This is a genomic window from Neorhizobium galegae (assembly GCF_021391675.1).
GTDB classification, from domain to species: Bacteria; Pseudomonadota; Alphaproteobacteria; order Rhizobiales; family Rhizobiaceae; genus Neorhizobium; species Neorhizobium galegae_B.
In genome coordinates this window covers 390,237-413,218 of the sequence record NZ_CP090096.1, presented here as the reverse complement: position 1 = coordinate 413,218, position 22,982 = coordinate 390,237, and the positions used below count along the sequence as shown (strand labels likewise).

Here is a 22,982-nt window from a genome sequence, read left to right as displayed (position 1 = left end):
CCCAGCGGGCGCGCATCGCGAATGATGCGCGTCCGTGATCCTATTCCCAAAGGACTTCGGACGATCTCATGAATGTCACCGAGCGCCGCAAGCTGCCCCACGCCTCCGTCGAAGTGACCCAGATGGGGCTCGGCTGCGCGCAGATGGGCAGTCTCTACCACAAGACCTCTTACGAGGAATCGGCCGGCGCCTTTGGCGCCGCCTGGGAGGCCGGCATCCGTTATTACGATACGGCGCCCTTCTATGGATACACGCGCTCCGAGCGGCGGCTCGGCACCATGCTGACGGACCTGCCGCGCGGCGACTTCGTGCTCAGCACCAAGGTCGGCCGGCTCATGCAGCCGGACGAGACGGTCGGCTCGCAGGAAGACGGATATGTCGAGCCGCTGCCTTTCCGGCCGGTCTTCGACTACAGCTATGACGGCATCATGTGGTCCTTCGAGGCAAGCCAGCAGCGGCTCGGCATCCTCAAACCCGATATTCTCTACATCCACGATATCGGCAGCATGACCCATGGCGACAAGCACCAGCACTACTGGTACCAGCTGACCGCCGGCGGCGGTTTTCGCGCGCTGAAGAAGCTGCGTGAGGAAGGACTTACTAAAGCGGTCGGCCTCGGCGTCAACGAGTGGGAGATCATCCGCGACGCGATGCAGGTCTTCGATATCGACGTCGCCATGCTCGCCGGCCGGTACACGCTGCTCGAACAGCAGAGCCTCTCGTTCATGGACGACTGCGCCAGCCAAGGCGTCGGCATCGTGGTGGCCGGGCCGTTCAATTCCGGCCTGCTCGCCGGCAACCGCAAATTCAACTATGCGGATGCGCCGGCCGATATCCTCGCCCGCGTCGAGGTGTTGCGCGCGGCCTGCGAGGAAGAGGGCGTCAGCCTGCAGGCGGCGGCATTGCAGTTTCCGCTGGCCCATCCGGCGGTGGTGACGGTCGTCTCCGGCGCACGCACCGCCGAACAGATCAAGTCGAATGTCGACTGGTTCGGAGAGGAAATCCCCGCCTCCTTCTGGTCCCGCCTGAAAGCCCGCGGGCTGATCGCCGATGGCGCGCCGCTGCCCGGTCAGGAGGGCTGAACCATGCGGATCGACGCGCATCAGCATTTCTGGCGGATCGCGGACCGGACCGGCCAATGGCCGCCGGCCGAGCTTCAGGCAATTCACCGGGACTTCCTGCCCGACGATATGCGCCCGCTTCTCGAGGCCACCGGCATCGACGGCACGGTGCTGGTGCAGACCATGGAGAACGAGGCGGACACCGCCTTCATGCTCGATCTCGCCGACAGCACCCCTTTCATCCTCGGCGTGGTCGGCTGGACCGACATGAAAGCGCCCGGCGCGCCGGCTGCCATAGCCCGGCTGGCCCGGCATCCGAAGCTCAAAGGGCTCCGGCCGATGCTGCAGGATATCGGCGACGACCACTGGATCGGCGATCCGGCGCTCGATGCAGCCGTGGCCGCCATGCTCGAACATCATCTGGTCTTCGACGCGCTGGTACTGCCGCGCCATCTCGAACCGCTGCTCGGTTTCGCCCGGCGACACCCTGGTCTGCCGATCGTGATCGACCACGGCGCCAAGCCGCCAATCTCTGAAGGCCGTTTCATCGACTGGTATGCGCGCATGAAAGTGCTTGCCGAACTGCCGAACGTTCACTGCAAGCTTTCCGGCCTGCTGACCGAGGCGGGCGACCAGAAGCCCCAGGCGGTGCGGCCTTATGCCGAAACCATTTTCGACCTGTTCGGCCCCGGGCGGGTCATCTGGGGCAGCGACTGGCCGGTGCTGAGGCTTGCCGGGGATTACCAAGCCTGGCTGGATCAATGTCTCGATATCGTGCCCGCCGACGCTCATGGCGAGGTCTTCGGCGGCAATGCCCAGCGTTTCTATCGACTCGGAGCGTAAGAATATGCTGACTATCATCTGCGACGAACCAGGCAAACTCAGCGCCATCGACCGTCCCAGGCCTCTTCGCGGCGAAGGCGAAGTGCTGGTGAAGCTGCGACGCATCGGCGTCTGCGGCACCGACCTGCATATCTTCACCGGCAACCAGCCCTATCTCTCCTATCCGCGCGTCATGGGTCACGAGCTCGCCGGCACGGTCGAGGAAGCACCAGCCGGCAGTGCGCTTGAGGCCGGCGATACCGTCTCGATCATGCCCTACATCTCCTGCGGCCGCTGCCATGCCTGCCTCAAGGGCCGGACCAATTGCTGCCGCAACCTCGGCGTCCTCGGCGTGCATCGAGACGGCGGCATGACCGAATATCTGAGCCTGCCAGGAGCATTCGTGCTGAAGGCCGATGGGCTTTCGCTCGACCAGGCGGCGATGGTGGAATTTCTGGCGATCGGCGCCCATGCGGTTGCCCGCGCCAGGATCGAGCCGGGACAGAGCGTTCTGGTCACCGGCGCCGGTCCGATCGGGCTGGCGGTCGCGATCTTCGCGAAACTTGAGGGCGGAGCGGTGACGCTTCTCGACGGCCGTGGCGACCGGCTGGACTTCGCCCGCCAACAGCTTGGCATCGCCTCCACGGTTCAACTTGGTCCGGACGACCACGGGCAGCTCTCAGGCCTGACCGGTGGTGACTTCTTCGAAGCCGTCTTCGATGCGACCGGCAATCCGAAAGCGATCGAACGCGGGTTCGGTTTCGTCGCCCATGGCGGCACCTACGTGCTCGTCTCGATCGTTTCGAGCGACATCACCTTTTCCGATCCGGAATTCCACAAGCGCGAGACGACGCTGCTCGGCAGCCGCAACGCGACGACGGTGGATTTCGAGCGGGTGATGCAGGCCATGCGCGAGGGCAAGATCCCCGCAGCCCTGGTCACCCATAGAATGATGCTGTCGGAAGTGCCGGAACGCTTTCCGGGGCTGACCGATCCCGCGGCCGGCGTCGTCAAGGCGCTGGTGGAAGTCTAGAGGAGGCGATGATGCAGCGAATGGGCATGGTGATCGGCATCGAGCCGCAGATGATCGCGGAATACAAGCGCCTGCACGCCGCCGTCTGGCCGGACGTGCTTGCCCTCATCAGCCGCGCCAACATCAGGAACTACACGATCTTCCTGCGCGAGCCGGAAAACCTGCTGTTCGGAACCTGGGAATATCATGGCAGCGATTTCGAAGCCGACATGGCGAAAATAGCCGCCGACCCTAAGAATCAGGAATGGTGGTCTCTCACCATCCCTTGCCAGAAGCCGCTCGACAGCCGCAAGGAAGGCGAGTGGTGGGCGATGATGGAAGAGGTCTTTCATCTGGATTGAGGATTTCCTCAATCAGACTGACGGCCGGCCAGATAATTCGAGGACAAGACATGACGATCAGACTTGATGGGAAAACCGCATTCGTGACCGCCGCAGGCCAGGGTATCGGCCGGGCGGCGGCGCTCGCCTTTGCAGAAGCCGGCGCGACCGTCCATGCGACCGATATCAACGAAAGCTTGCTGGCTGCGTTGCCGAAACTGGACAACCTGAGAACCGCAAGGCTCGACGTGCTTGATAACGCGGCCATCGTCGCCTGTGTCGAGCGCATCGGCACGGTCGACATCCTCTTCAACTGCGCCGGCTTCGTCCATGGGGGCTCGATCCTCGAGATGAAGGACAGCGACTTCGACTTCGCGCTCGACCTCAACGTCAGGGCGATGATCCGCACCATCCGGGCGGTGCTGCCGGGCATGCTTGCGAAGAAGGATGGCGCGATCATCAACATGTCGTCCGTCGCTTCCAGCATCAAGGGCGTGCCGAACCGCTTCGCCTATGGCGTCACCAAGGCGGCCGTGATCGGGCTCACAAAATCCGTCGCCGCCGATTATGTGACGGACGGCATACGCTGCAACGCCATCTGCCCGGGCACGGTGGAAAGCCCTTCGCTGCAGGACCGCATGCGGGCCCAGGGCAATTACGACGAGGCCCGCGCCGCCTTCATCGCCCGCCAGCCGATGGGCCGGCTCGGCACCCCTGAAGAAATCGCCGAGCTCGCCCTCTACCTCGCCGGCGCCACCTATACGTCAGGCCAGGCTTACGCCATCGACGGCGGCTGGACCATCTGAGGCAATACGAGAGAACCATGACCCGCATCACCGATCTCCGCGTCTTCGATCTTCGTTTTCCCACATCGCAGAGCCTCGACGGCTCCGACGCGATGAACCCGGACCCGGATTATTCGGCGGCCTATGTCATCCTCGATACCGATAGCGGAGATCTTGCCGGCCACGGCCTGACCTTCACGATCGGGCGGGGCAACGACATCTGCTGCATGGCGATCAAGGCGATGCGGCATCTGGTGGTCGGACAGGAACTCGAAACCTTCGCCACGGCGCCCGGAAAATTCTGGCGGCATCTGACCAGCGACAGCCAGTTGCGCTGGATCGGTCCCGACAAGGGCGCCATCCACCTCGCCACCGGCGCGGTCGTCAACGCCTTCTGGGATCTGCTGGCCAAGCAGCGAGGCAAGCCGGTCTGGCAGCTGGTTGCGGAGATGTCGGCGGAAGAGATCGCCGACATCGTCGACTATCGCTATCTGACCGACGTGCTGTCGCGCGAGGATGCGCTGGCAATCCTGAAACGGGCGGAAGTGGGCAAGGCGGAGCGCATCGAGGTGCTGAAGCGCGAGGGTTACGCCTGCTATACGACGTCGGCCGGCTGGCTCGGTTATCCGGAAGAGAAGCTGCGCCGGCTGTGTAAAGAGGCGGTCGACGCAGGTTTCAACCATGTGAAGATGAAGGTCGGACGCGATCTCGACGACGATATCCGGCGGCTCACCATCGCCCGCGAGGTGATCGGCCCCGACCGCTTCCTGATGATCGATGCCAACCAGGTCTGGGAAGTCGGCCAGGCGATCGACTGGGTCAACAAACTCGCCTTTGCGAAACCCTTCTTCATCGAAGAGCCGACCAGCCCCGACGACATTGCCGGGCATCGAAAGATCCGGGAGGGCATCCACCCGGTAAAGGTCGCGACCGGCGAGATGTGCCAGAACCGCATCATGTTCAAGCAGTTCATCGCCGAAGGCGCGATCGACATCGTGCAGATCGATTCATGCCGCATGGGCGGGCTGAACGAGGTGCTGGCGGTGCTGCTGGTCGCCGCCAAATATAACCTGCCCGTCTGGCCGCATGCCGGCGGCGTCGGCCTGTGCGAATATGTCCAGCATCTGTCGATGATCGACTACATCGCCGTATCCGGCACCAAGGAGGGCCGGGTGATCGAATATGTCGACCATCTGCACGAGCATTTCGTCGAGCCCTGCATCATCGAGAACGCGGCCTATATGCCGCCGGTACGGCCCGGTTTCTCGATCGAGATGAAACCGCAATCGATCGCCGACTACACGTTTCGAGGCTAGAGTTTTTCAAGCTCCGCGTTCACCCGCGCACGCCATGCGCTATTCTCCGTGAGAGCCTGGGGGAACAGGCCGGGAATTGCAAAGAATGGTGCCGACGGATCATCCGCCGTCATCCTGGCGGCGGCAGCCTTCAGCTCCGTAGCGCGCGGATCGTTGATCTCCGCGGTCTTGCGTGCATAGGCGATCCAGAGAGCCACAACGTAAGCCGCAGACGACGCATCTCCACCATTCGCCAGTGCTTCCACTGCACCTGCGAAGATGCGCTGCGGCAGTTTCTGGGTGCCGTCCATGGCGATCTGCTGCGTCTTGTGGGCGATCGTCGGGTTCTCGAAGCGCTCGATCAGCTGGTCCATATAGCCGCCGAGATCGATGCCCGGCACCGGATCGAGCGTCTTCACCGCCTCCGCCATGTGGCGGCGCACCAGCGCCCGGTATTCCTGCACGGCCATGACATCGCGGACGAATACCAGGTCTTTCAGTTGGCCGAGATAGGCGATCAGCGAATGGGAGCCGTTGAGCAGCCGCAGTTTCATCTTCTCATAGGGCTCGACATCGGCGACGAAAAGCGCGCTGCCGGCTTCCCACCTGGGCCGGTCGGCCAGGAAATGATCCTCGATCACCCATTGCATGAAGGGCTCCGTGCCGAGCGCCAGCCTGTCTTCGGCGCCGATCAGCGTCTCGGCAAGGGCCCGCGTCTCGTCGGTCGCGGCCGGCACGATGCGGTCGACCATGCTGGACGGAAAGGCGCCGTGGCCGGCGATCCAGTTGGCGAGCGCCGGATCCCGGGCGCCGGCCAGTTCGATCACCAGCCGCCGCACGATGCGGCCGTTGGTCGGCAGGTTGTCGCAGCAAAGCACGGTAAAAGGCGGCAGGCCGGCGGCATGGCGGCGCGAAAGGCCTTCGACCAGATAACCGATCACCCCTTTTGGCGAGGTCGGGTCGGCAAGATCGGCCTTGACGGAGGGATGGGTGCGGTCGAGCCCCCCGGATACCGGATCGATGCCATAGGCCTTTTCGGTGACGGTGATGGTGACGATCCGGATTGCCGGATCGGCCATCAAGGCCAGGATTTCCGCCTGGTCCTCGACGCCCGACAGGCCCCTGGTGACCGAGCCGACGACCTGGGCGCTGTCGCCTGCGGCGCTGCGGGTAACCACCGAATAAAGCCCGTCCTGCGCCGCAAGATCCTGGACGATATCGACCGAGCGTAAGCTGACGCCGACAATGCCCCATTCGCCGAACTCCGCTGCCAGCGCGGCATCCGTATAGACCGCCTGATGGGCGCGGTGGAACGCGCCGAGGCCGATATGCAGAATGCCGGGCTTCAGAAGAGCCCGGTCAAAACCGGGTGCGGCGACATGGGGGGCAAGTGCGGTGGAGGCGGAAAGGCGTGGCATTCTTGATCATGATGCCCTGAAAGACTCGCGGGCATCCTCCCTTATTGACGCAAGCAGTGATAGCCCTGCGCAAGTGCACGGGTCAACGACATAGTCCCGACGCCTACCTCCGAAAGCCGGAGATTCCGACCGGAACGGGATGGAAGAGCCGGGAGCTGCGCTTTCAAAACATGCAAAATCTGATAGTGACTAACGACCGGGTCGCGGGGGCGCCCGGCACGTCCGCCGATAGACCGAAGACTGGCCAGGTCTTTGGCACGGGACGTTGTAGACAGGGGGCATTCATGCGTTTTCTGGCGGTTCTTTCGATGGCGTTCGGCTTGGCTCTGGCGGGGTGCTCGCAGGTGGCGGAAAAGGCGGAATCGGCCGCCAACCGGTCCTTCACCAGCTATGCGATGGACCGTCCCTATGCGGAGGTGGCCAATATCAACCAGTCGACCCTGGCGCGGCTTTCCGGCTCCGACGCGACGTTCGGGCCGATGATCGGCGCGACGCAGCTGAAGAACGGGATGACGATCTACCGGCATATCGCGCCAGCTTCGAAAACCGAGTCCGGTTCGAGCTTCGGCGGGCTGGTCGGCCGCTCGACCGTGTCGCAGAACAACCGGCTTTCCTATTTCCTGGTCGGCGCCGACGGCATCGTCAAGGACTGGGCGACCGGTTCGGTACAGGGCAATGTCAGCGACTGCGTGCAGTATATCGGCGGCATCATCAACCGCTGCTCCGACATGCGCCAGCTTGAGGCCTCGCTTGCGCTCTACGACATGCGCGTGACGACCAGGGGAGGACAGCCGATCTCGGCCTGGGGAGAGCCGGCAGTACCCGCCGCGCATCCGGTTATGCCCGCGGCGCGCTGAGCAATCCGGCTTTCGCAGGTAGTGCCCCTTGGCGGGGGCTTTTCCGATATTATCTCCGGTCATGGCATCCGCTTTTTTCAAGCCAGGAGATCCTTCATGACCGCCCCGCATCCCTCCAAGACGCATATCGGCAATCACAAGCTCCATCCCGAAACGCAGATGCTGAACTACGGCTACGACCCGGAGCTTTCCGAGGGCGCGGTCAAGCCGCCGGTGTTTCTCACCTCCACCTTCGTGTTCAAATCCGCCGAGGAAGGCCGCGACTTCTTCGATTTCGTCTCCGGCCGCAAGGAGCCGCCGGCGGGAACGGGCGCGGGGCTGGTCTATTCCCGCTTCAACCATCCCAACAGCGAGATCGTCGAGGACCGGCTGGCGGTCTATGAGCAGGCGGAGAGCTGCGTGCTGTTTTCCTCCGGCATGTCGGCGATCGCCACGACGCTGATGGCGTTCGTGCGGCCGGGTGACTGCGTGCTGCACTCGCAACCGCTTTACGGGGGCACCGAAACGCTGCTTTCGAAAACCTTTCTCAACATGGGCGTTGCGGCGGTCGGCTTTGCGGACGGGGTCAGCGAGGAACTGGTGACAGTGGCGGCCGGGGAGGCGATGGGCAAGGGCCGCGTCTCGGTGATCCTGATCGAGACGCCGGCCAACCCGACCAACAGCCTGGTGGACGTGGCAATGATCCGCCGGGTGGCGGAGGCGATCGGGGAAAAACAGGGGCACCGGCCGGTGATCGCCTGCGACAACACGCTGCTTGGCCCGGTCTTCCAGCGGCCGATCGAGCACGGCGCGGATATCTCGCTCTATTCGCTGACCAAATATGTCGGCGGCCATTCGGACCTGATCGCCGGTGCGGCGCTCGGCTCCAAGGCGGTGATGAAACAGGTAAAGGCGCTGCGCGGGGCGATCGGCACGCAGCTCGACCCGCATTCCTGCTGGATGCTCGGCCGCAGCCTGGAGACGCTGTCGATCCGCATGGAAAAGGCCAATACCAACGCGCTCGCCGTCGCCGATTTCCTGCGCGGCCATCCCAATGTCGAGAACATCCATTACCTGCCCTATCACGACCCGGCATCGCCGGTCGGACAAGTGTTTGCGGCGCAGTGCACGGGCGGCGGCTCGACCTTCTCCTTCGACATCAAGGGCGGCCAGCCGGCCTCGTTCCGGTTCCTGAACGCGCTGCAGATCTTCAAGCTGGCGGTGAGCCTCGGGGGAACGGAATCGCTCGCCAGCCACCCGGCGACCATGACCCATTCCGGCGTGCCGGCCGACGTGCGCCAAAGGATCGGCGTGCTCAACTCGACAATCCGGCTGTCGATCGGCATCGAACACCCCGACGACCTGATCGCCGACCTGACGATCGCGCTCGACAAGGCGTGACGGGCGGATGATCGCGCCTGGAACCAGCGGGTATCGGGGGCGTCATTCGTCCCCCTCCTCGGTTTTCCGGCGGCCGTCGTATTTGGGCTCGTCCTCGTCCTCGGGAAAAAGCCGGCAGATCCCGTCATAATAGATTTTCGCACGACGATGCTCTTCGGCGCGCGCACAGGGCGGATAGGCCGCATTGTAGCCGGCCTTGTATTGCGCCTCGGAGAGAAACCCGATGCAGCGTCTGGCGCGGCGGCATTTGCCGAGCGTGCAGTCCTTCCAGAAGCCGACATGGGTGGCGCCGAGCTGCGAGAGCCTCTGGCGCGTCTCCTGCTGTTGCCGCTCCGGCAGCCGGCGAAACTCTCCCCAGGTCATTCCGAAATAAGCGGGTTCGGCATCTTCCTCTTCCTGCCTGCGTTTCCATTCCGCCTCGCTCAAGGCCATCGCTCGCCCTCCTTATCGGCGCATGCTTCTTCGTTCACGCGGCCGGTCGCGGCCCGTGTCGTTTCCTGACTGGAGAGCCCACACGAATGCGGAACCTCATTTTGTTTAGTAATGTGTGGCTCCGCATTCGCGTGGCCTTCGGCGTCTTTTCGAGGCTTCCGGCCTCTACAGGTGATCACCTCGCCCCACTGCGTGGCTTCGTTCGCGACTTCCTTTCGGGAAATCCTGCCACTTGCACGGCCAATCCGAACCCGGCCCGGTGGCCAGGGGGAGGCTTGATAGGAAGGCTTGCCTTTCGACGAGCACTCCATGGCTTTCACCTCCCTGACCTTTCCTGCACGTTACAGGTCCAACCAGGGCGCCGGCCTCCGCCTGCCCGCGAACGTCTCGCGAAACACTCCGGCGACGGAAGCGAGGCAATTGTAGGCATGGTGGCGAGGGGTGGGGATGAACAATCGGGCAAGTTATTGAAAATGCCGGAAGGAGGCGGCGATTTGTCCTCGGGCAAGGCATAGGAGTGACTATTGAAGGGTGTGCCGTGTGACACCCCCCTCTGCCCTGCCGGGCATCTCCCCCACAGGTGGGGAGATTACAAGCGGCTTGACCTTCCCGCCAAACTGACCTTGCCTTCGGTCGCTGCCAAAGATTTGTGGATCGGCTACGTTCATTGTTTGGGGAAACCGGCGCGCCTAGCCGATCTCCCCACCTGTGGGGGAGATGCCCGGCAGGGCAGAGGGGGGCGAGGTGGCTAGAGACGCCTCTATTCGTCTACCGCCAGCTTCACCACCGCCTTCGCCACCCGCGCGGCCCGAACCTCCGGCGTGGTCGCCTTCAACAGCGGAAGCACCACCGCATATTGCCCGGTCTTGTCGAGCTTTTCGAAGGCCGCACCCGCCGCGGGGTTTTCGCGGAGCGCCGCGACGAGATCATCCGGCAGGGCGGCGGTGCGCTGCGGCTCATAGGCCACCGCCCAGCGCCCATCGGCCTTGGCGGCCTCGACCTCCACCAGCCCCGCCGGCCGCATCCGCCCGGCCTGCGTCAGCGCCGCCACCCGATCGACATTGAGCTTCGACCACGGGCTTCTGGCGCGGCGCGGCGAATACCGCTGCAGGTAGGAGGTGGCGTCGAACCCCTTGCGCTGGCTGTCGATCCAGCCATGGCAGAGCGCCACATCCAGCGCCTCGTCGATGGTGATAAGGGTCCGCTTCGGGTTCTTCTTGCCGATCCGCAGCCAGACGCCGGACGAAGTGGCGTGGTGGGCGGAGAGCCAGGAGGCCCACTCGGCGGGGGTGGTGAAGGCGAGGGGCTGGGTGGGGGAGTCCATGGTTCTCGGTTTGGATCTACGATCCTGGATATCGTGTTTGCTATGACAAGAAGCGAATTTACCTATTAGCTAACTCGTGGCGATTGCGTCCAATCTACCAACTGCGAAGGTCTGCAATTTCGTCCCGCTTCAACGCAACCGCAGCAACTAGTTCCTTAAGCGACTCGGTTAATTCTTTGTGCTGATCCTTTAGAGAATATTTCAAAACGTTCAATCCTCTTGTCTTTTGGATAAGCCCACATTGGGGCTCCGATACGGGACTTGGTAACGTAATAAAATGAGGAGATTCTGATAGCTTATACTTGTAATCTTCAAAAATTAGCTGCATGTCGGGGTCAGAGAGGCCGCATCCTATGCACAGAAAAGTATGCGTATGCAGCAATGCTGTAAGTATTTCATAAAATGTAGAATATTTTACCCGAGCCCGTCCATAGTCTTCCAGTGTAAATATCATTTTTGAAATCGTATCAATCGAACCGTGAGGTTTAATTACATACCGATCACTTCCCGCAACAACCTGCCTAACGTCATCATCATAGTAATTCTTTACGATTATAGTTCCTTCGCTTGCAGACAAAGCATACCCTTCGTATATTTTGTCAAAATTGAGGGAAGCAACAATTCTGCAATCTAGGTCGAATATCGCGTGATGTATTTCCGCCGCCTTATAATTCGGCGTCAAAAAACTCTCTCTAACTAGATCTGGCCAACCAGCAGCATATTCTTGCTTCAGATATTCACAGGCCTCCAGATAATTGTAACGTTTAATGGCATCCCTTATGTGACTTACACTTTTGTTAAGCTTCGAATGAGCGTTTTCTAGAAAGTATCCCCAAGTAGGAGGATGAATTCCGGCATCTGTTGCCGCGTTAGCCGAAACCCCTGAACCGATAAGTATGACTGCGCGACGCCTCGCAATCGCATGCACCAAAGAGGACGGCCATCTAATCATTTCGCGACAGTGCCTTCAGATTAGCCAAAAGCTGCTTGGTGATATCGCGGAATATGGCATCCGCCTCTCTAACCTTATTAAAATGCGCGCCTCTGACTCCGTCTTTCGCCTTCAAGGAAAAGATCGGCTTATGAGCCGTTTGCGACATTGGGATAAGGCTGTAGAGATTAGGAATAGTGCCCACTTCGTAGTCGATGCCGACTACTTTAGCAGGCTTTAATTTATCAACAAAAAAAGTCTTTATAGTTTTCGGTATCCTTCGCATTATCTTTTCATACGAAGCCACTGCACGCTGCTCACCTTGAGTAGTCTTCTGTATATACTGTTGGGCCACATATCCCGCGAACTTAATGTCAAACGTGCGCAGAGAAGGGAGGTCATGTTTAAGCTCTTTATCTACTTGCGATAGCCCATGAGATATTCTCTTATTCCATTCAAGTATTGCCGCCGATATGTTTTCAATCGCCTTCAGACTGAATATATCAATGGACATGGGGCTAAGAAAAAAATCGCAAGATAAAAGCACAGATCTATTTATGGATCCAAGAGACGGGCCCATATCAAATAAAACAAAATCATATCCCTGACACCTAATTAGAAATTCCGTAAATAAATACGATGTTCTGAGGCCTCTTATGTCTCCCGATACAGCATCTTGCCAGTCCTTAGACAGCAAATCCTCTTTTAATGCCAATCGTGGATCTCCAGGAATAAGATCCACTCCATAGTCCGGCACGGACCTAGCCGTTATCGCGGCAGCGTAACCCTTACCTATCGATAGGGGATGTATTATACTATATATTGTAAAAGACGACGAGGAGTCATATAACTTAAACACCTCCTCCTCACTTAACATCAATTGAGTCGCATTACATTGAGGGTCCGCATCAACAACGAGGACTTTCTTCTTATCGGTGAGAGCTAAATAGGCAGCAACATTGCAAAGAAGTGTCGTTTTACCGACGCCGCCTTTATTATTAAAAAATGCTATAGACTGCATACGGCTCTCCACGGAATTGCTATTATTAATTGCGCACTCGGAGAACACAATCGTTTTCTTATTCGAGGCCAACGGTTTTACCCATAGTCCAATCCGCTAAATCTGCAATTGGGTATCGGAGTATGATCGCCTATCGATACGCCCAAGAAGGCAGCCTCACGCCGCCTTCCCCACCTTTCCATACGGATCAAACCGCCCGTAAAACGTCTCGCCCTTCGCCGCCATGTCCTTCAAGAGCGGCGTCGGCTTGAAGTGCGGGCCGTAGCTTGCTGCTAACCTTTCGCACAGTTCCACAAACGTCTTCACGCCCATGCCGTCGATGTAGGAAAGCGTGCCGCCGGTATAGGGGGCGAAGCCGAAGCCGAGGATGGAGCCGACGTCGGCTTCGCGCGGATCGGTGACGATGCCTTCTTCCACGGTGCGGGCGGCTTCGAGCGCGATCGTTACCAGCAGGCGCTGTTTCAGGACGGTGACATCCACCTCGTCAGCCTTTTTCTGCGGATAGAGGGTCTTCAGCTCGGGCCAGAGGAATTTCTTGGCGGGCTTTGGCGGGTATTCGTAAAAGCCCTTCAAATTCTTGCGGCCGCGGCGGTCGAACACGTCGACCATCTGGTCGACGAGCGCCATGTGCTCCGGCTTGACGGCATTGGGGCCGAGATCGGCGATCGAGGCCTTCATGATCTTCTGGGACAGATCGACGGCGACCTCGTCGTTGAGCGACAGCGGGCCGACCGGCATGCCAGCCATTTTTGCGGCATTTTCGATCATCGCCGCCGGCACGCCTTCGATCAGCATGTCATAGGCTTCGTTGATATACCGGAAGACGCAGCGGTTGACATAAAAGCCGCGGGTGTCGTTGACGACGATCGGGGTCTTCTTGATCGCGGCGACGAAATCGAGCGCCACGGCCAGCGCCTTGTCTCCCGATTTTTCGCCGAGGATGACCTCGGTCAGCATCATCTTCTCGACCGGCGAGAAGAAATGCACGCCGATGAACTGGTCGGAACGCTTCGAATTCTCGGCAAGGCCGGTGATCGGCAGGGTCGAGGTGTTGGAGGCGAAGATGGTGGTTTGCGGGATGACCGCTTCGACCGCCTCGATGACCGCCTTCTTGACCGCGCGATCCTCGAACACCGCCTCGACGACCAGGCTTGCGTCCGACAGCGCCTGGTAATCCGGGGTGGGGGTGATCAGCGCGAGAAGCTTTTCGCCCTCCTCCTTGGTCATCCGGCCCTTGCCGACCTGATCGGCCACCAGCTTTTCGGAATGGGCCTTGCCCTTGTCGGCAGCTTCCTGGTCGCGGTCGATGAGGGTGACGGGAATGCCGGCGGCGGCCGTCACATAGGCGATCGAGGCGCCCATGAAGCCGGCGCCGACGATGCCGATCTTGGAGAACTCCGTCTTGGGCACACCTGCCGGGCGGCGGGCGCCCTTGCCGAGCTCCTGCATCGAGACGAACAGCGAGCGGATCATCGAAAACGCTTCGGTGGTGCGCAGGATCTCGGTGAAATAGCGCTGCTCGACCTTCAAGCCCGTATCGAAGGGAAGCTGCAGGCCTTCATAGACGCATTTCAGGATGGCGAGCGCGCCCGGATAATTGCCGGCGCTTTCGCGGCGCAGGATGGCGGGGGCGGCCGGCCAGAGCTGGGCGGCAGCCGGCGTCCAGATGCCGCCGCCGGGGACCTTGAAACCCTTTTCGTCCCAGGGGGCGACCGGCTTCAGGCCGTCCTTGATCATCTGTTTGGCGGCGTTGATCAGCTCGGCGGGCTCGACGACCTGGTGCACGAGGCCCATGGCCTTGGCACGCTGGGCGGTCAGCGACGAGCCGGTGGTCATCATCTGCAGGGCATCCTGGGCATTGGCCAGCCGCGGCACGCGCTGGGTGCCGCCGGCGCCCGGGAAGATGCCGACCTTGACTTCCGGCAGGGCAATCTTGACCGACTTGGAATTGGCGGCGACGCGGCCGTGGCAGGCGAGCGACAGTTCGAACGCGCCGCCCATGCAGGTGCCGTTGATCGCCGAAACCCAAGGCTTGCCGTTGGTCTCGACCTTGCGCCACAGCCAGGACATGCGGCCCGCGGCATCGAAGAGTTTTTGCGCGGCGGTCGCGGGGTCCCTGGCCTGTTCCTCGGCGAGCATCGAGAACATCGACTTGATCATGGTGAGATCGGCGCCGCCCGAGAAGGACGACTTGCCGGAGGTGAAGACGACGCCCTTGACGGCCGCATCGGCAACGGTCGCGTCGACGATCGCCTCGATCTCGTCCATCACCTCCATGGTGAAGACGTTCATGGATTTGTCCGGCATGTCCCAGGTGACGAGAGCGATGCCGTCTGCGTCGGTTTCGACGGTGAAGTTCTTGTAGGTGCTCATGATGGGATTCCTCTTCCCTTGAATTCTCTGGTGTTCAGAACCGCCCCCTCACCCGGCCTCCGCTTCGCTCGGCCACCCTCTCCCCGAGGGGAGAGGAGGATCAGAGGCGTTGCAGCAATTCCTCTTCTCCCCTCGGGGAGAAGGTGCCGGCAGGCGGATGAGGGGGGCTCCCCCCTCAAACTCTCTCGATAATCGTCGCGGTGCCCATGCCGGCGCCGATGCAGAGCGTGACCAGCGCGGTGTTGAGATCGCGGCGCTCCAGCTCGTCCAAGACCGTGCCCAAAATCATCGCGCCGGTGGCGCCGAGCGGATGGCCCATGGCGATGGCGCCGCCGTTGACGTTGATCTTGTCGTGGCTGATCTCAAAAGCCTGCATATAGCGCAGAACCACGGCGGCGAAGGCTTCGTTGAGTTCGAAGAGGTCGATATCGGAGATCTTCATGCCGGAGCGGGCCAGCAGCTTCTCGGTGACGTCGACGGGGCCGGTCAGCATCAGCGCCGGGTCGGAGCCGATATTGGCGAAGTGGCGGATGCGGGCGCGGGGCTTGAGGTTCATGCTCTCGCCGCCGGCCTTGGAGCCGATCAGCACGGCCGCCGCGCCGTCGACGATGCCCGACGAATTGCCGGCATGGTGGACGTAGTTGATCCGCTCGATTTCCGGATGGGCCTGGATGCCGACGGCTTCGAAACCGCCCATCTCGCCCGGCATCTGAAAGGACGGGTTGAGCGAGGCCAGCGACTGCATGTCGGTGGTCGGGCGCATGTGTTCGTCGCGGTCGAGGATCACGAGGCCGTTCTGGTCTTTTACGGGGATGACGGAGTTCTTGAAGTAGCCGGCGTCCCAGGCCTTGGCCGCGCGCTTCTGGCTTTCGACCGCATAGGCGTCGACGTCGTCCCGGGAAAAACCGTATTTGGTGGCGATCAGATCGGCCGAGACGCCCTGAGGCATGAAGAAAGCCGGGAAATTGACCGACGGGTCCATGTACCAGGAGCCGCCGGACATGCCCATGCCGACGCGCGACATCGACTCGACGCCGCCGGCGATGACGATGTCATCGGAACCGGCCGCGATCTTGCCGGCCGCGAAGTTCACGGCGTCGAGGCCGGAGGCGCAGAACCGGGAGATCTGCATGCCGGGGGCTCTGGTGGAATAGCCGGCCTCGAAGGCGGCGGCCTTGGGAATGACGGCGCCGGCATCCATGACCGGATCGACGCAGCCCATGATGATGTCGTCGACGGTGGCGGTATCGAGGCCGTTGCGGTCGCGGATCGCCTCCAGCGCCTTGGCGGCGAGCCGCACGGACGGCACTTCGTGCAGCGCCCCATCCTTCTTGCCGCGGCCGCGCGGCGTGCGGACGTGGTCGTAAATGAAGACTTCGGTCATGGTGTCATCTCCCTGGGTGGCAATTTATATTGCCTCAAATCTCAGACATGGGAGGGAAGACCCCTCCCCAGCCCTCCCCACAGGGGGAGGGAGCGCGTCGGCGCAAATCAAAACGCTTCGGCGGCCAGTTCCATCACGCTGTCGGCGCCGGCTTCGATGCGGACTTTGCGCATCGCGGTTTCCGGCATGATCTTTTCCATGAAGAACTTCGCCGTCACCAGCTTGTTCTTCAGGTAGTCGGCGCGGGCGTCGCCGGCGGCAAGCCCGGTCTGGGCGGCTTTCGCCATCTTGGCCCACATGTAACCGAGTGTCACGATCCCGAAGAGGTGCATGTAGTCGGTCGAGCCGGCGCCGGCATTGTCGGGCCTGGCCATGGCGTTCTGCATGAACCACATGGTGGAGGCCTGCAGGTCGTTCAAGCCCTTCTTGAGACCCTTGGTGAAGGGCGCCATATCCTCGTCGGCGCGGTTCTCCTCGCAGAAATCGCCGATCTCCTTGAACATCGCCATCACCGCGCGGCCGCCGTTGAGCGCCAGCTTGCGGCCGACGAGGTCGAGCGCCTGGATGCCGTTGGCGCCTTCGTAGATCATCGTGATGCGGGCATCGCGAACATACTGGCTCATGCCGTGTTCCTCGATATAGCCGTGCCCGCCGAAGACCTGCTGGGCCATGACCGCATGCTCGAAACCCTTGTCGGTCATCACACCCTTGAGGATCGGGGTCGCCAGGCCGAGGAGATCGTCGGCGTTCTGGCGCTCTGCCGCATCCGGCGATCGGTGGGCGATGTCGGATTTCAGGGCGGTCCACAGCAGGAAGGCGCGGCCGGCCTCGTTGAAGGCGCGGATGGTCATCAGCGAGCGGCGGATATCCGGATGAACGATGATCGGGTCGGCTTTTTTGTCCGGCGCCTTGGTACCGGAGAGCGAGCGGCCCTGAATGCGCTCGCGGGCGTAGGCGACAGCATTCTGATAGGCCGTCTCGGCGATCGAAAGCCCCTGCAGGCCGACGCCGAGGCGGGCTTCGTTCATCATCACGAACATGGCCGCAAGGCCCTTGTTCTCCGCGCCGATCAGGTAACCGGTCGCCTCGTCATAGTTCATGACGCAGGTGGAGTTGCCGTGGATGCCCATCTTGTGTTCGATCGCACCGCAGGTGGCGCCGTTGCGCTTGCCCAGCGATCCGTCGGCATTGACCATGAACTTCGGGACGATGAAGAGCGAGATGCCCTTGGTGCCCTCGGGCGCGCCTTCGATGCGGGCAAGCACCAGATGGACGATATTGTCGGTCATGCCGTGTTCGCCGGCGGAGATGAAGATCTTCTGGCCGGAAATCTTGTAGGAGCCATCGCCTTGAGGCACCGCCTTCGAACGCAGAAGGCCGAGATCGGTGCCGCAGTGCGGTTCGGTGAGGTTCATGGTGCCCGACCAGGTACCGGCGACCATTTTCGGCAGGTACGTCTTCTTCTGCTCGTCGGAACCATGCACGAGGATCGCGGCGATCGCGCCCTGGGTCAGGCCCGGATACATCATCAGCGACATGTTGGCCGACGACATGTATTCGCCGACGGCGGCATGCAGCGTATAGGGCAGGCCCTGGCCGCCGAATTCTTCCGGCACGGCAAGACCGATCCAGCCGGCCTGGCAATACTGGTCATAGGCCTGCTTGAAGCCCTTCGGCACCGAGACCGTGCCATCGTCATGGCGGGTGCAGCCTTCCTGGTCGCCGGAAAGGTTCAGCGGAAAGAGCACATCCTCGGCCACCTTGGCGGCCTCCCCGATGATCGCTTCCAGCATGTCGGGAGTGGCATCGGCAAAGCCCGGCAGATTGCCGTAGCGCTCAAGGCCCAGCACGTCGTTGAGAATGAAAAGCGTGTCGTTTACCGGGGCCTTGTACACTGGCATGTCGAGCTTCCTCCAAATCCTCGTCGATGGATCGCACCGGGGCCTTCGGCTCACGGCAGGATCCGCATTCTTTCTACCACAAATAATTGACGTTCGCGTAAACGTCAATTACGTGCGCTCGGAACTTTAACGATCTCCACCGTAGCCATTCCTCCGTCCCGGGCACAGTCTTAACGGGTCGAACAGTTGCGAAGCTGGATGGGAAAGCCGGAAGATAGAGCCGGCAGGCGGAACGTCATCACCGCAAAGGGCACCGAGCGCGTCGAAAAGGTTAAAATTTTCGGCCGGGTTAACGACTTGTTTACTACGTTTAAGGAAATAGTGGGCTCTCTGGCGACGCAGTCCATTTACCTCAAGATGTCCCGCGTCCGCTGAAATGGCAAGTCCTGCGTAAGGCATCTCTAATATATGGCTGATTGGCGGGAATTCCGTATCCCCTGAAACAAGGTCGTTACGAGAGCCGGCAGGTACAACGTCGAAACGAGCGAGCACATGAACGGATCACGATCGAGCCCTTCCCGTCCCGGCGACCGCTCTTCCCTGGATGCGTTGAACCGCACCATCGAAGGGCTCGAAGCGCGTATCGAGGGGTTGATGTCGGGTACGGCGCGTGATGCCCGCACGCCGAAGGCGCCCGATCCACGCGAGCAGCGCCGGCCGGGTCCGGCTGCCGCCTATCGCGAACCGCAAGTCTCCGACGATCCGCTTGCCGAGATCCGCGAGCGCCAGCGCATGCTGGACGCCGGCGGCGACCGTGGTGCGAGGCCCGAGCGTCCGCGGGCTCCCGAGCTGCGTCGCGAAGAGCCACGTTATGCCGAACCTCGCCGTGCCGAGCTGCGCCCGCCGGAAGCCTACCGCCCGCCGGCGCGCCAGGCCCCCGTCCGCGCGGAAGCACCCCGTTACGCCGAAACACGCCCGATCGCGCCCGCACCGCGCCGCGAAGAACCGCGCCGACCGGCCCCACAGCCGCGCATGCCGGCACCGCAACCGCCAGCCGATAACGGCATGCGGGATATCGCCCAGGCGCTGGTCGGCCTGCGCCAGGAGCTGAAGCAGGACATTTCCGAAAGCGTCGGCCGCGAGATGACCGCGCTGCGCTCCGAAATCCGCTCGATCAAATCCATTGCCGAAGACCAGAACTTCACCGAGGACCTGCGCGGCGATCTTGCCCGGCTTGCCGAAGGCATCAACCAGCTCGGCTACCAGGCAATGCCGGAGGCAGCCGGCCTGCGCAGCGAATTCGAGGAGCTGCGGACCGTCATGGGCGGTCTCGCCCGCGAAGATTCCGTTCGGCGGATGGAAACCCGCTGGCAGGGTCTCGAAGATCGCATGCACGGTCTCGACTCCACGGCCCTGCGCGAAGAGCTCGTCTCGCTCGCCTACCGTATCGACGACATCAAGGGCCAGCTCGGCGAAATGAGCGACAGCCCGGTGATCCGGGCGCTCGAACAGAAGCTGATCACGGTGGCGAGCGCCATGGAACAGCTCGGCTCGCGCATGCAACCGAACGATTCGGTCATCGCGGAACAGTTCGCGACATTGGACGAGCGGCTGGACGAGATCAGCCGCGCCATTGCCGCCGGCAGCCGCGCCTCGGCCTCGGCCTCGATCGACCAATCCTTCCTGCAGCGGCTGGACGGCCGGATCAGCGCGCTCGCCGACCAGATCGATGCGATAAGCCAGGCGACCCATGCCCAGTTCGATCCGACCGAAGCGCTGTCCGCCCGCATCGAGGCCTTGACCGGCCGCATCGAGGAACTGACCGACGAACAGGCCGCGATGCGCCTGGAGGAACGGCTCGAACAGCTTTCGCTGATCCTGGAACAGGCCCAGAAACCTTCCCAGGACCCAGAGCTTTCCGCCTATCTCGCTGATATTTCCCGCAAGATCGACGGCCTGGAACAGGGTAGCGTCAGTGACGTGCTCGCCGAACGGCTCGACTATCTTGCCCGCCGGATCGAGGAAATCGCTTATCAGCCGCAAGCCCAGTCGGCGATCGACGAAAACGCCTTCGGGCGGATCGAAGACCGGCTCACCGACATTGCCGCCCGGCTTGACGAGGCAACGGCGTCGCCGCGCGGCGACGACGGCGCGCTTCGCAGTCTCGAAGACCAGATCGCCCATCTTTCGGTGCTGATCAGCCAGCCACAGCATGGCGCCGGCGCCCTTCCCGCCGAATTCGAAAACCGCATGACGGCGCTCGAAAGCTATATGGCGACCAATGACGAATACATCATCGAGGCTGCCCGCCAGGCCGCCGAGACGGTGGTGGAAGCCTATTCGCGCAACGGCATGGCAGGCGGGCCGGGTGTCGCCGCCGACATGGCGGCACTTTCGGCGCTTGCGGACGACCTTCGCCACCTCGAAGACCTGACCCGGCATTCGGACGACCGCACCCACCAGACATTCGAAGCGCTGCACGGCACGCTGGTGCAGATCGCCGACCGCCTGGACGGCATGGAAGAACGGCTTGTCGCCTCCGCTCATGCGGAGCGGGATCGCTACTACGAAGAACCGGCGCGTTACGAAACCCGCACCGCCCCGGCCATGCCGGCGGCCGCGCAGCTTTCCGTCGCGGCAGCCGAAGAGCTGATGAGCTACGAGCTGGCGGAGGCCGAGGCGGACGAGCAGCCGGCCGCAACCTTCGGTCACCGTGCAAAAGCCCCGGAAGAAACATCCTCCGACGAAACGGTGCTTCGCGCCGACTATGCCGACACGAAAACCGCCACCAAGGACAATCCCACCAGGGACAAGGCCGCCAAGACCAGCCTTCTGACCGAGCTTTCCCGCCGCTTCCTGCCCGGCGGCAAGGCCGAGGCTCCGAAGGGTGGCCGCACCGTCATCGAGCCGACGCCGCCACTTGACCCCTCCGACGTGCTGCCGGCGGATCGCGAAAACGACCTTCTGGAGCCAGGCTCCGGCGCACCCGACGTCAAGAAGATCCTCGAGCGGGTTCGTGCCAGCCAGGTCGCCGGTGAATTCGACACCGACCGGACGAGCGCCGCGGAACGCGCCGACTATATCGCGGCCGCCCGCCGCGCCGCCAAGGCCGCTGCCCAGGAAGCCGACCCTTCGCAGGGCGGTTCGCCTTCCAAGGACCTGCGGAAAGCCGCCAAGGCGTCCGCCAACAAGGGTTTCGGCGCCATGCTTTCGCAGCATCGCCGTCCGATCTTGATGGCCGTCGGCGCCGTGCTTCTGGTGCTGATGGCGATGCCGCTCGCCAAGACGCTGACAAGCGGCACGAAGGCTCCCGCGGCACCGGCCCCGACGATCGAGACCCCTGCCCGGCCGGCAGCACCGGCCAATATGAGCGGCAGCAACGGGATTCCGACTGTCGAGGATCAGGCTGCGACGGACGGCGCCGAAAGCGACGCGGATATCGCAGCCGCGCCGACGCGACCCGTCGAACAAGCGCCAGCTCCGGCAATGGCGAACCATCTGACCGATCCGCGCCCGGCAACGGGCCAGCCCTCCGTGATGGAGCCGGCCGGCAACCCGCTTCCGGCCCAGAATACCTTCGCCGCCATGCCCAAGGCCGATGCTCAGGCCGCGATCGTGGTTCCAGTCGGCATCGAACCGAAGTCGCTTGCCGACGCGGCCGCTGCCGGCGACCCGAACGCGCTTTTCGAGATCGGCGCTCGTTTCACCGACGGAAAGGGTGTGAAGAGCGATCTCTCGGAGGCCGCCAACTGGTACAAGCTCGCCGCCGACCGGGGCCTGGTACCGGCGCAATACCGGCTCGCCAATCTCTTCGAAAAGGGCACGGGCGTTTCCCGCGACCTGACCAAGGCGATGACTTATTACAAGCAGGCCGCCGACGCCGGCAATGCCAGCGCCATGCACAATCTCGCGGTGCTCCAGGCTTCGGGTGCCGCCGGCCAGCCGGACTATGCCGCAGCCGTCTCCTGGTTCGGCAAGGCCGCCGACTTCGGCGTCGCCGACAGCCAGTTCAACCTCGCCATCCTGCTTGCCCGCGGCAACGGCGTGAAGCAGGATCTCGAGGAATCCTACAAGTGGTTCGCGGTCGCGGCCAAGGGAGGCGACAAGGACGCCGCCCAGAAGCGCGACGAAGTGGCCAACGCCATGCGCAAGGAACAGCTCGAAAGCGCTCGCGCCAAGGCGGACCAGTGGAAGGTGAAGCCGCTCGACCCGAAGGCCAACTCCGTCAATCTCCCGGACGAATGGGCTTCCGGCAAGCCACTCACCACGGCTTCGGTCGACATGGAAAAGGCGATCCGCAACATCCAGGCGATCCTCAACAAGAGCGGTTTCGACGCCGGCACCGCCGACGGCAAGATGGGCGCCAAGACCGTGACCGCCATCAAGGCCTTCCAGACCTCGGTCGGCCAGGAGCCGAACGGCAAGATCACCGACGCCCTGGTCAAGGAACTGCTGGCCAAGAACAAGTAAGTCGACTTACCCGACCGGGATCAGGGAGTTGCGGGATATTAATCACGCCCGCACAAAAACGGTAAAATTGCCGCATTATCCGGCACTTGCGAATTGACTCGCGGCAGCGCCCGGGCGCATGACGGGTGACACCCTTCATGCCCTGTTCACATGGCATGTGAGATCACGTTTCCTTCGCCGCACCGGGCGGACAACCACATCGCGCACCGCCCGCGAGGGCGTCGCTTTTTGCCGT

General features: G+C 62.3%; 17 protein-coding genes. 9 read left to right on the top strand and 8 right to left on the bottom strand.

Annotation, left to right across the window (positions count from 1 at the left end):
• Positions 1 to 68: 68 nt before the first annotated feature.
• Genes LZK81_RS24690 through LZK81_RS24665 form a run of 6 tightly spaced genes read left to right on the top strand, consistent with a single transcriptional unit; the run spans position 69 to position 5,337 of the window.
• A complete protein-coding gene (locus LZK81_RS24690; RefSeq protein ID WP_233957662.1) occupies positions 69 to 1,082 on the top strand; it encodes an aldo/keto reductase in 1,014 nt (337 codons plus the stop codon).
• Between the two features lie 3 nt (positions 1,083 to 1,085).
• Positions 1,086 to 1,904 (top strand): amidohydrolase family protein, encoded by an 819-nt coding sequence (locus tag LZK81_RS24685; RefSeq protein ID WP_233957661.1) that lies wholly within the window; start codon positions 1,086 to 1,088, stop codon positions 1,902 to 1,904.
• 4 nt (positions 1,905 to 1,908) lie between these two features.
• Positions 1,909 to 2,916 carry a zinc-binding alcohol dehydrogenase family protein gene (locus LZK81_RS24680; protein WP_233957660.1) on the top strand — a complete coding sequence of 336 codons (1,008 nt, stop codon included), beginning with the start codon at positions 1,909 to 1,911 and terminating at the stop codon, positions 2,914 to 2,916.
• An 11-nt stretch (positions 2,917 to 2,927) separates the two neighbouring features.
• Positions 2,928 to 3,257 carry an L-rhamnose mutarotase gene (locus LZK81_RS24675; protein WP_046612571.1) on the top strand — a complete coding sequence of 110 codons (330 nt, stop codon included), beginning with the start codon at positions 2,928 to 2,930 and terminating at the stop codon, positions 3,255 to 3,257.
• 50 nt (positions 3,258 to 3,307) lie between these two features.
• On the top strand, positions 3,308 to 4,042 hold the full coding sequence (locus tag LZK81_RS24670; protein ID WP_046612552.1) for an SDR family oxidoreductase: 735 nt from the start codon (positions 3,308 to 3,310) through the stop codon (positions 4,040 to 4,042).
• A 17-nt stretch (positions 4,043 to 4,059) separates the two neighbouring features.
• On the top strand, positions 4,060 to 5,337 hold the full coding sequence (locus tag LZK81_RS24665) for an L-fuconate dehydratase (protein WP_233957659.1): 1,278 nt from the start codon (positions 4,060 to 4,062) through the stop codon (positions 5,335 to 5,337).
• On the opposite strand, the gene LZK81_RS24660 is transcribed toward LZK81_RS24665, so the two are convergent.
• Entirely contained in the window at positions 5,334 to 6,734 is a 1,401-nt protein-coding gene (locus LZK81_RS24660) for a mannitol dehydrogenase family protein (RefSeq protein WP_233957658.1), read from the bottom strand. The two genes, LZK81_RS24665 and LZK81_RS24660, sit on opposite strands and share 4 nt — an antisense overlap.
• 284 nt (positions 6,735 to 7,018) lie before the next feature.
• On the opposite strand from LZK81_RS24660, the gene LZK81_RS24655 reads away from it, so the two are divergent.
• Together LZK81_RS24655 and LZK81_RS24650 are read left to right on the top strand one after the other, a co-directional pair.
• The gene (locus LZK81_RS24655; protein ID WP_233957657.1) at positions 7,019 to 7,591 is read left to right on the top strand and encodes a hypothetical protein; all 573 of its coding nucleotides are present in this window, start codon (positions 7,019 to 7,021) and stop codon (positions 7,589 to 7,591) included.
• Between the two features lie 96 nt (positions 7,592 to 7,687).
• A complete protein-coding gene (locus LZK81_RS24650; RefSeq protein ID WP_233957656.1) occupies positions 7,688 to 8,971 on the top strand; it encodes a cystathionine gamma-synthase family protein in 1,284 nt (427 codons plus the stop codon).
• 42 nt (positions 8,972 to 9,013) lie between these two features.
• On the opposite strand, the gene LZK81_RS24645 is transcribed toward LZK81_RS24650, so the two are convergent.
• The 7 genes from LZK81_RS24645 to LZK81_RS24615 form a co-directional block, all read right to left on the bottom strand.
• Positions 9,014 to 9,403 (bottom strand): hypothetical protein, encoded by a 390-nt coding sequence (locus tag LZK81_RS24645; protein ID WP_233957655.1) that lies wholly within the window; start codon positions 9,401 to 9,403, stop codon positions 9,014 to 9,016.
• A gap of 760 nt (positions 9,404 to 10,163) precedes the next feature.
• Complete coding sequence (locus tag LZK81_RS24640; RefSeq protein WP_233957654.1) at positions 10,164 to 10,727, bottom strand: YdeI/OmpD-associated family protein; 564 nt, start codon at positions 10,725 to 10,727, stop codon at positions 10,164 to 10,166.
• Between the two features lie 94 nt (positions 10,728 to 10,821).
• Positions 10,822 to 11,655 (bottom strand): SIR2 family protein, encoded by an 834-nt coding sequence (locus LZK81_RS24635; protein ID WP_233957653.1) that lies wholly within the window; start codon positions 11,653 to 11,655, stop codon positions 10,822 to 10,824.
• Between the two features lie 16 nt (positions 11,656 to 11,671).
• Entirely contained in the window at positions 11,672 to 12,679 is a 1,008-nt protein-coding gene (locus tag LZK81_RS24630) for a ParA family protein (RefSeq protein ID WP_233957652.1), read from the bottom strand.
• A 156-nt stretch (positions 12,680 to 12,835) separates the two neighbouring features.
• Complete coding sequence (locus LZK81_RS24625; protein ID WP_233957651.1) at positions 12,836 to 15,052, bottom strand: FAD-dependent oxidoreductase; 2,217 nt, start codon at positions 15,050 to 15,052, stop codon at positions 12,836 to 12,838.
• A 175-nt stretch (positions 15,053 to 15,227) separates the two neighbouring features.
• Positions 15,228 to 16,436, bottom strand: a complete 1,209-nt coding sequence (locus LZK81_RS24620) for an acetyl-CoA C-acetyltransferase (protein ID WP_233957650.1) — start codon at positions 16,434 to 16,436, stop codon at positions 15,228 to 15,230.
• 107 nt (positions 16,437 to 16,543) lie between these two features.
• The gene (locus LZK81_RS24615; RefSeq protein WP_233957649.1) at positions 16,544 to 18,337 is read right to left on the bottom strand and encodes an acyl-CoA dehydrogenase C-terminal domain-containing protein; all 1,794 of its coding nucleotides are present in this window, start codon (positions 18,335 to 18,337) and stop codon (positions 16,544 to 16,546) included.
• A 492-nt stretch (positions 18,338 to 18,829) separates the two neighbouring features.
• Here LZK81_RS24615 and LZK81_RS24610 point away from each other — a divergent pair, with 492 nt between their 5' ends.
• Positions 18,830 to 22,747 carry an SEL1-like repeat protein gene (locus tag LZK81_RS24610; RefSeq protein ID WP_233957648.1) on the top strand — a complete coding sequence of 1,306 codons (3,918 nt, stop codon included), beginning with the start codon at positions 18,830 to 18,832 and terminating at the stop codon, positions 22,745 to 22,747.
• The last annotated feature ends 235 nt before the right edge of the window (positions 22,748 to 22,982 follow it).

Bases quoted from the DNA above. Each gene is read 5' to 3' on its own strand.
- LZK81_RS24690 (WP_233957662.1), top strand. From the start codon at position 69: ATGAATGTCACCGAGCGCCGCAAGCTGCCCCACGCCTCCGTCGAAGTG.
- LZK81_RS24685 (WP_233957661.1), top strand. From the start codon at position 1,086: ATGCGGATCGACGCGCATCAGCATTTCTGGCGGATCGCGGACCGGACC.
- LZK81_RS24680 (WP_233957660.1), top strand. From the start codon at position 1,909: ATGCTGACTATCATCTGCGACGAACCAGGCAAACTCAGCGCCATCGAC.
- LZK81_RS24675 (WP_046612571.1), top strand. From the start codon at position 2,928: ATGCAGCGAATGGGCATGGTGATCGGCATCGAGCCGCAGATGATCGCG.
- LZK81_RS24670 (WP_046612552.1), top strand. From the start codon at position 3,308: ATGACGATCAGACTTGATGGGAAAACCGCATTCGTGACCGCCGCAGGC.
- LZK81_RS24665 (WP_233957659.1), top strand. From the start codon at position 4,060: ATGACCCGCATCACCGATCTCCGCGTCTTCGATCTTCGTTTTCCCACA.
- LZK81_RS24660 (WP_233957658.1), bottom strand. From the start codon at position 6,734: ATGCCACGCCTTTCCGCCTCCACCGCACTTGCCCCCCATGTCGCCGCA.
- LZK81_RS24655 (WP_233957657.1), top strand. From the start codon at position 7,019: ATGCGTTTTCTGGCGGTTCTTTCGATGGCGTTCGGCTTGGCTCTGGCG.
- LZK81_RS24650 (WP_233957656.1), top strand. From the start codon at position 7,688: ATGACCGCCCCGCATCCCTCCAAGACGCATATCGGCAATCACAAGCTC.
- LZK81_RS24645 (WP_233957655.1), bottom strand. From the start codon at position 9,403: ATGGCCTTGAGCGAGGCGGAATGGAAACGCAGGCAGGAAGAGGAAGAT.
- LZK81_RS24640 (WP_233957654.1), bottom strand. From the start codon at position 10,727: ATGGACTCCCCCACCCAGCCCCTCGCCTTCACCACCCCCGCCGAGTGG.
- LZK81_RS24630 (WP_233957652.1), bottom strand. From the start codon at position 12,679: ATGCAGTCTATAGCATTTTTTAATAATAAAGGCGGCGTCGGTAAAACG.
- LZK81_RS24625 (WP_233957651.1), bottom strand. From the start codon at position 15,052: ATGAGCACCTACAAGAACTTCACCGTCGAAACCGACGCAGACGGCATC.
- LZK81_RS24620 (WP_233957650.1), bottom strand. From the start codon at position 16,436: ATGACCGAAGTCTTCATTTACGACCACGTCCGCACGCCGCGCGGCCGC.
- LZK81_RS24615 (WP_233957649.1), bottom strand. From the start codon at position 18,337: ATGCCAGTGTACAAGGCCCCGGTAAACGACACGCTTTTCATTCTCAAC.
- LZK81_RS24610 (WP_233957648.1), top strand. From the start codon at position 18,830: ATGAACGGATCACGATCGAGCCCTTCCCGTCCCGGCGACCGCTCTTCC.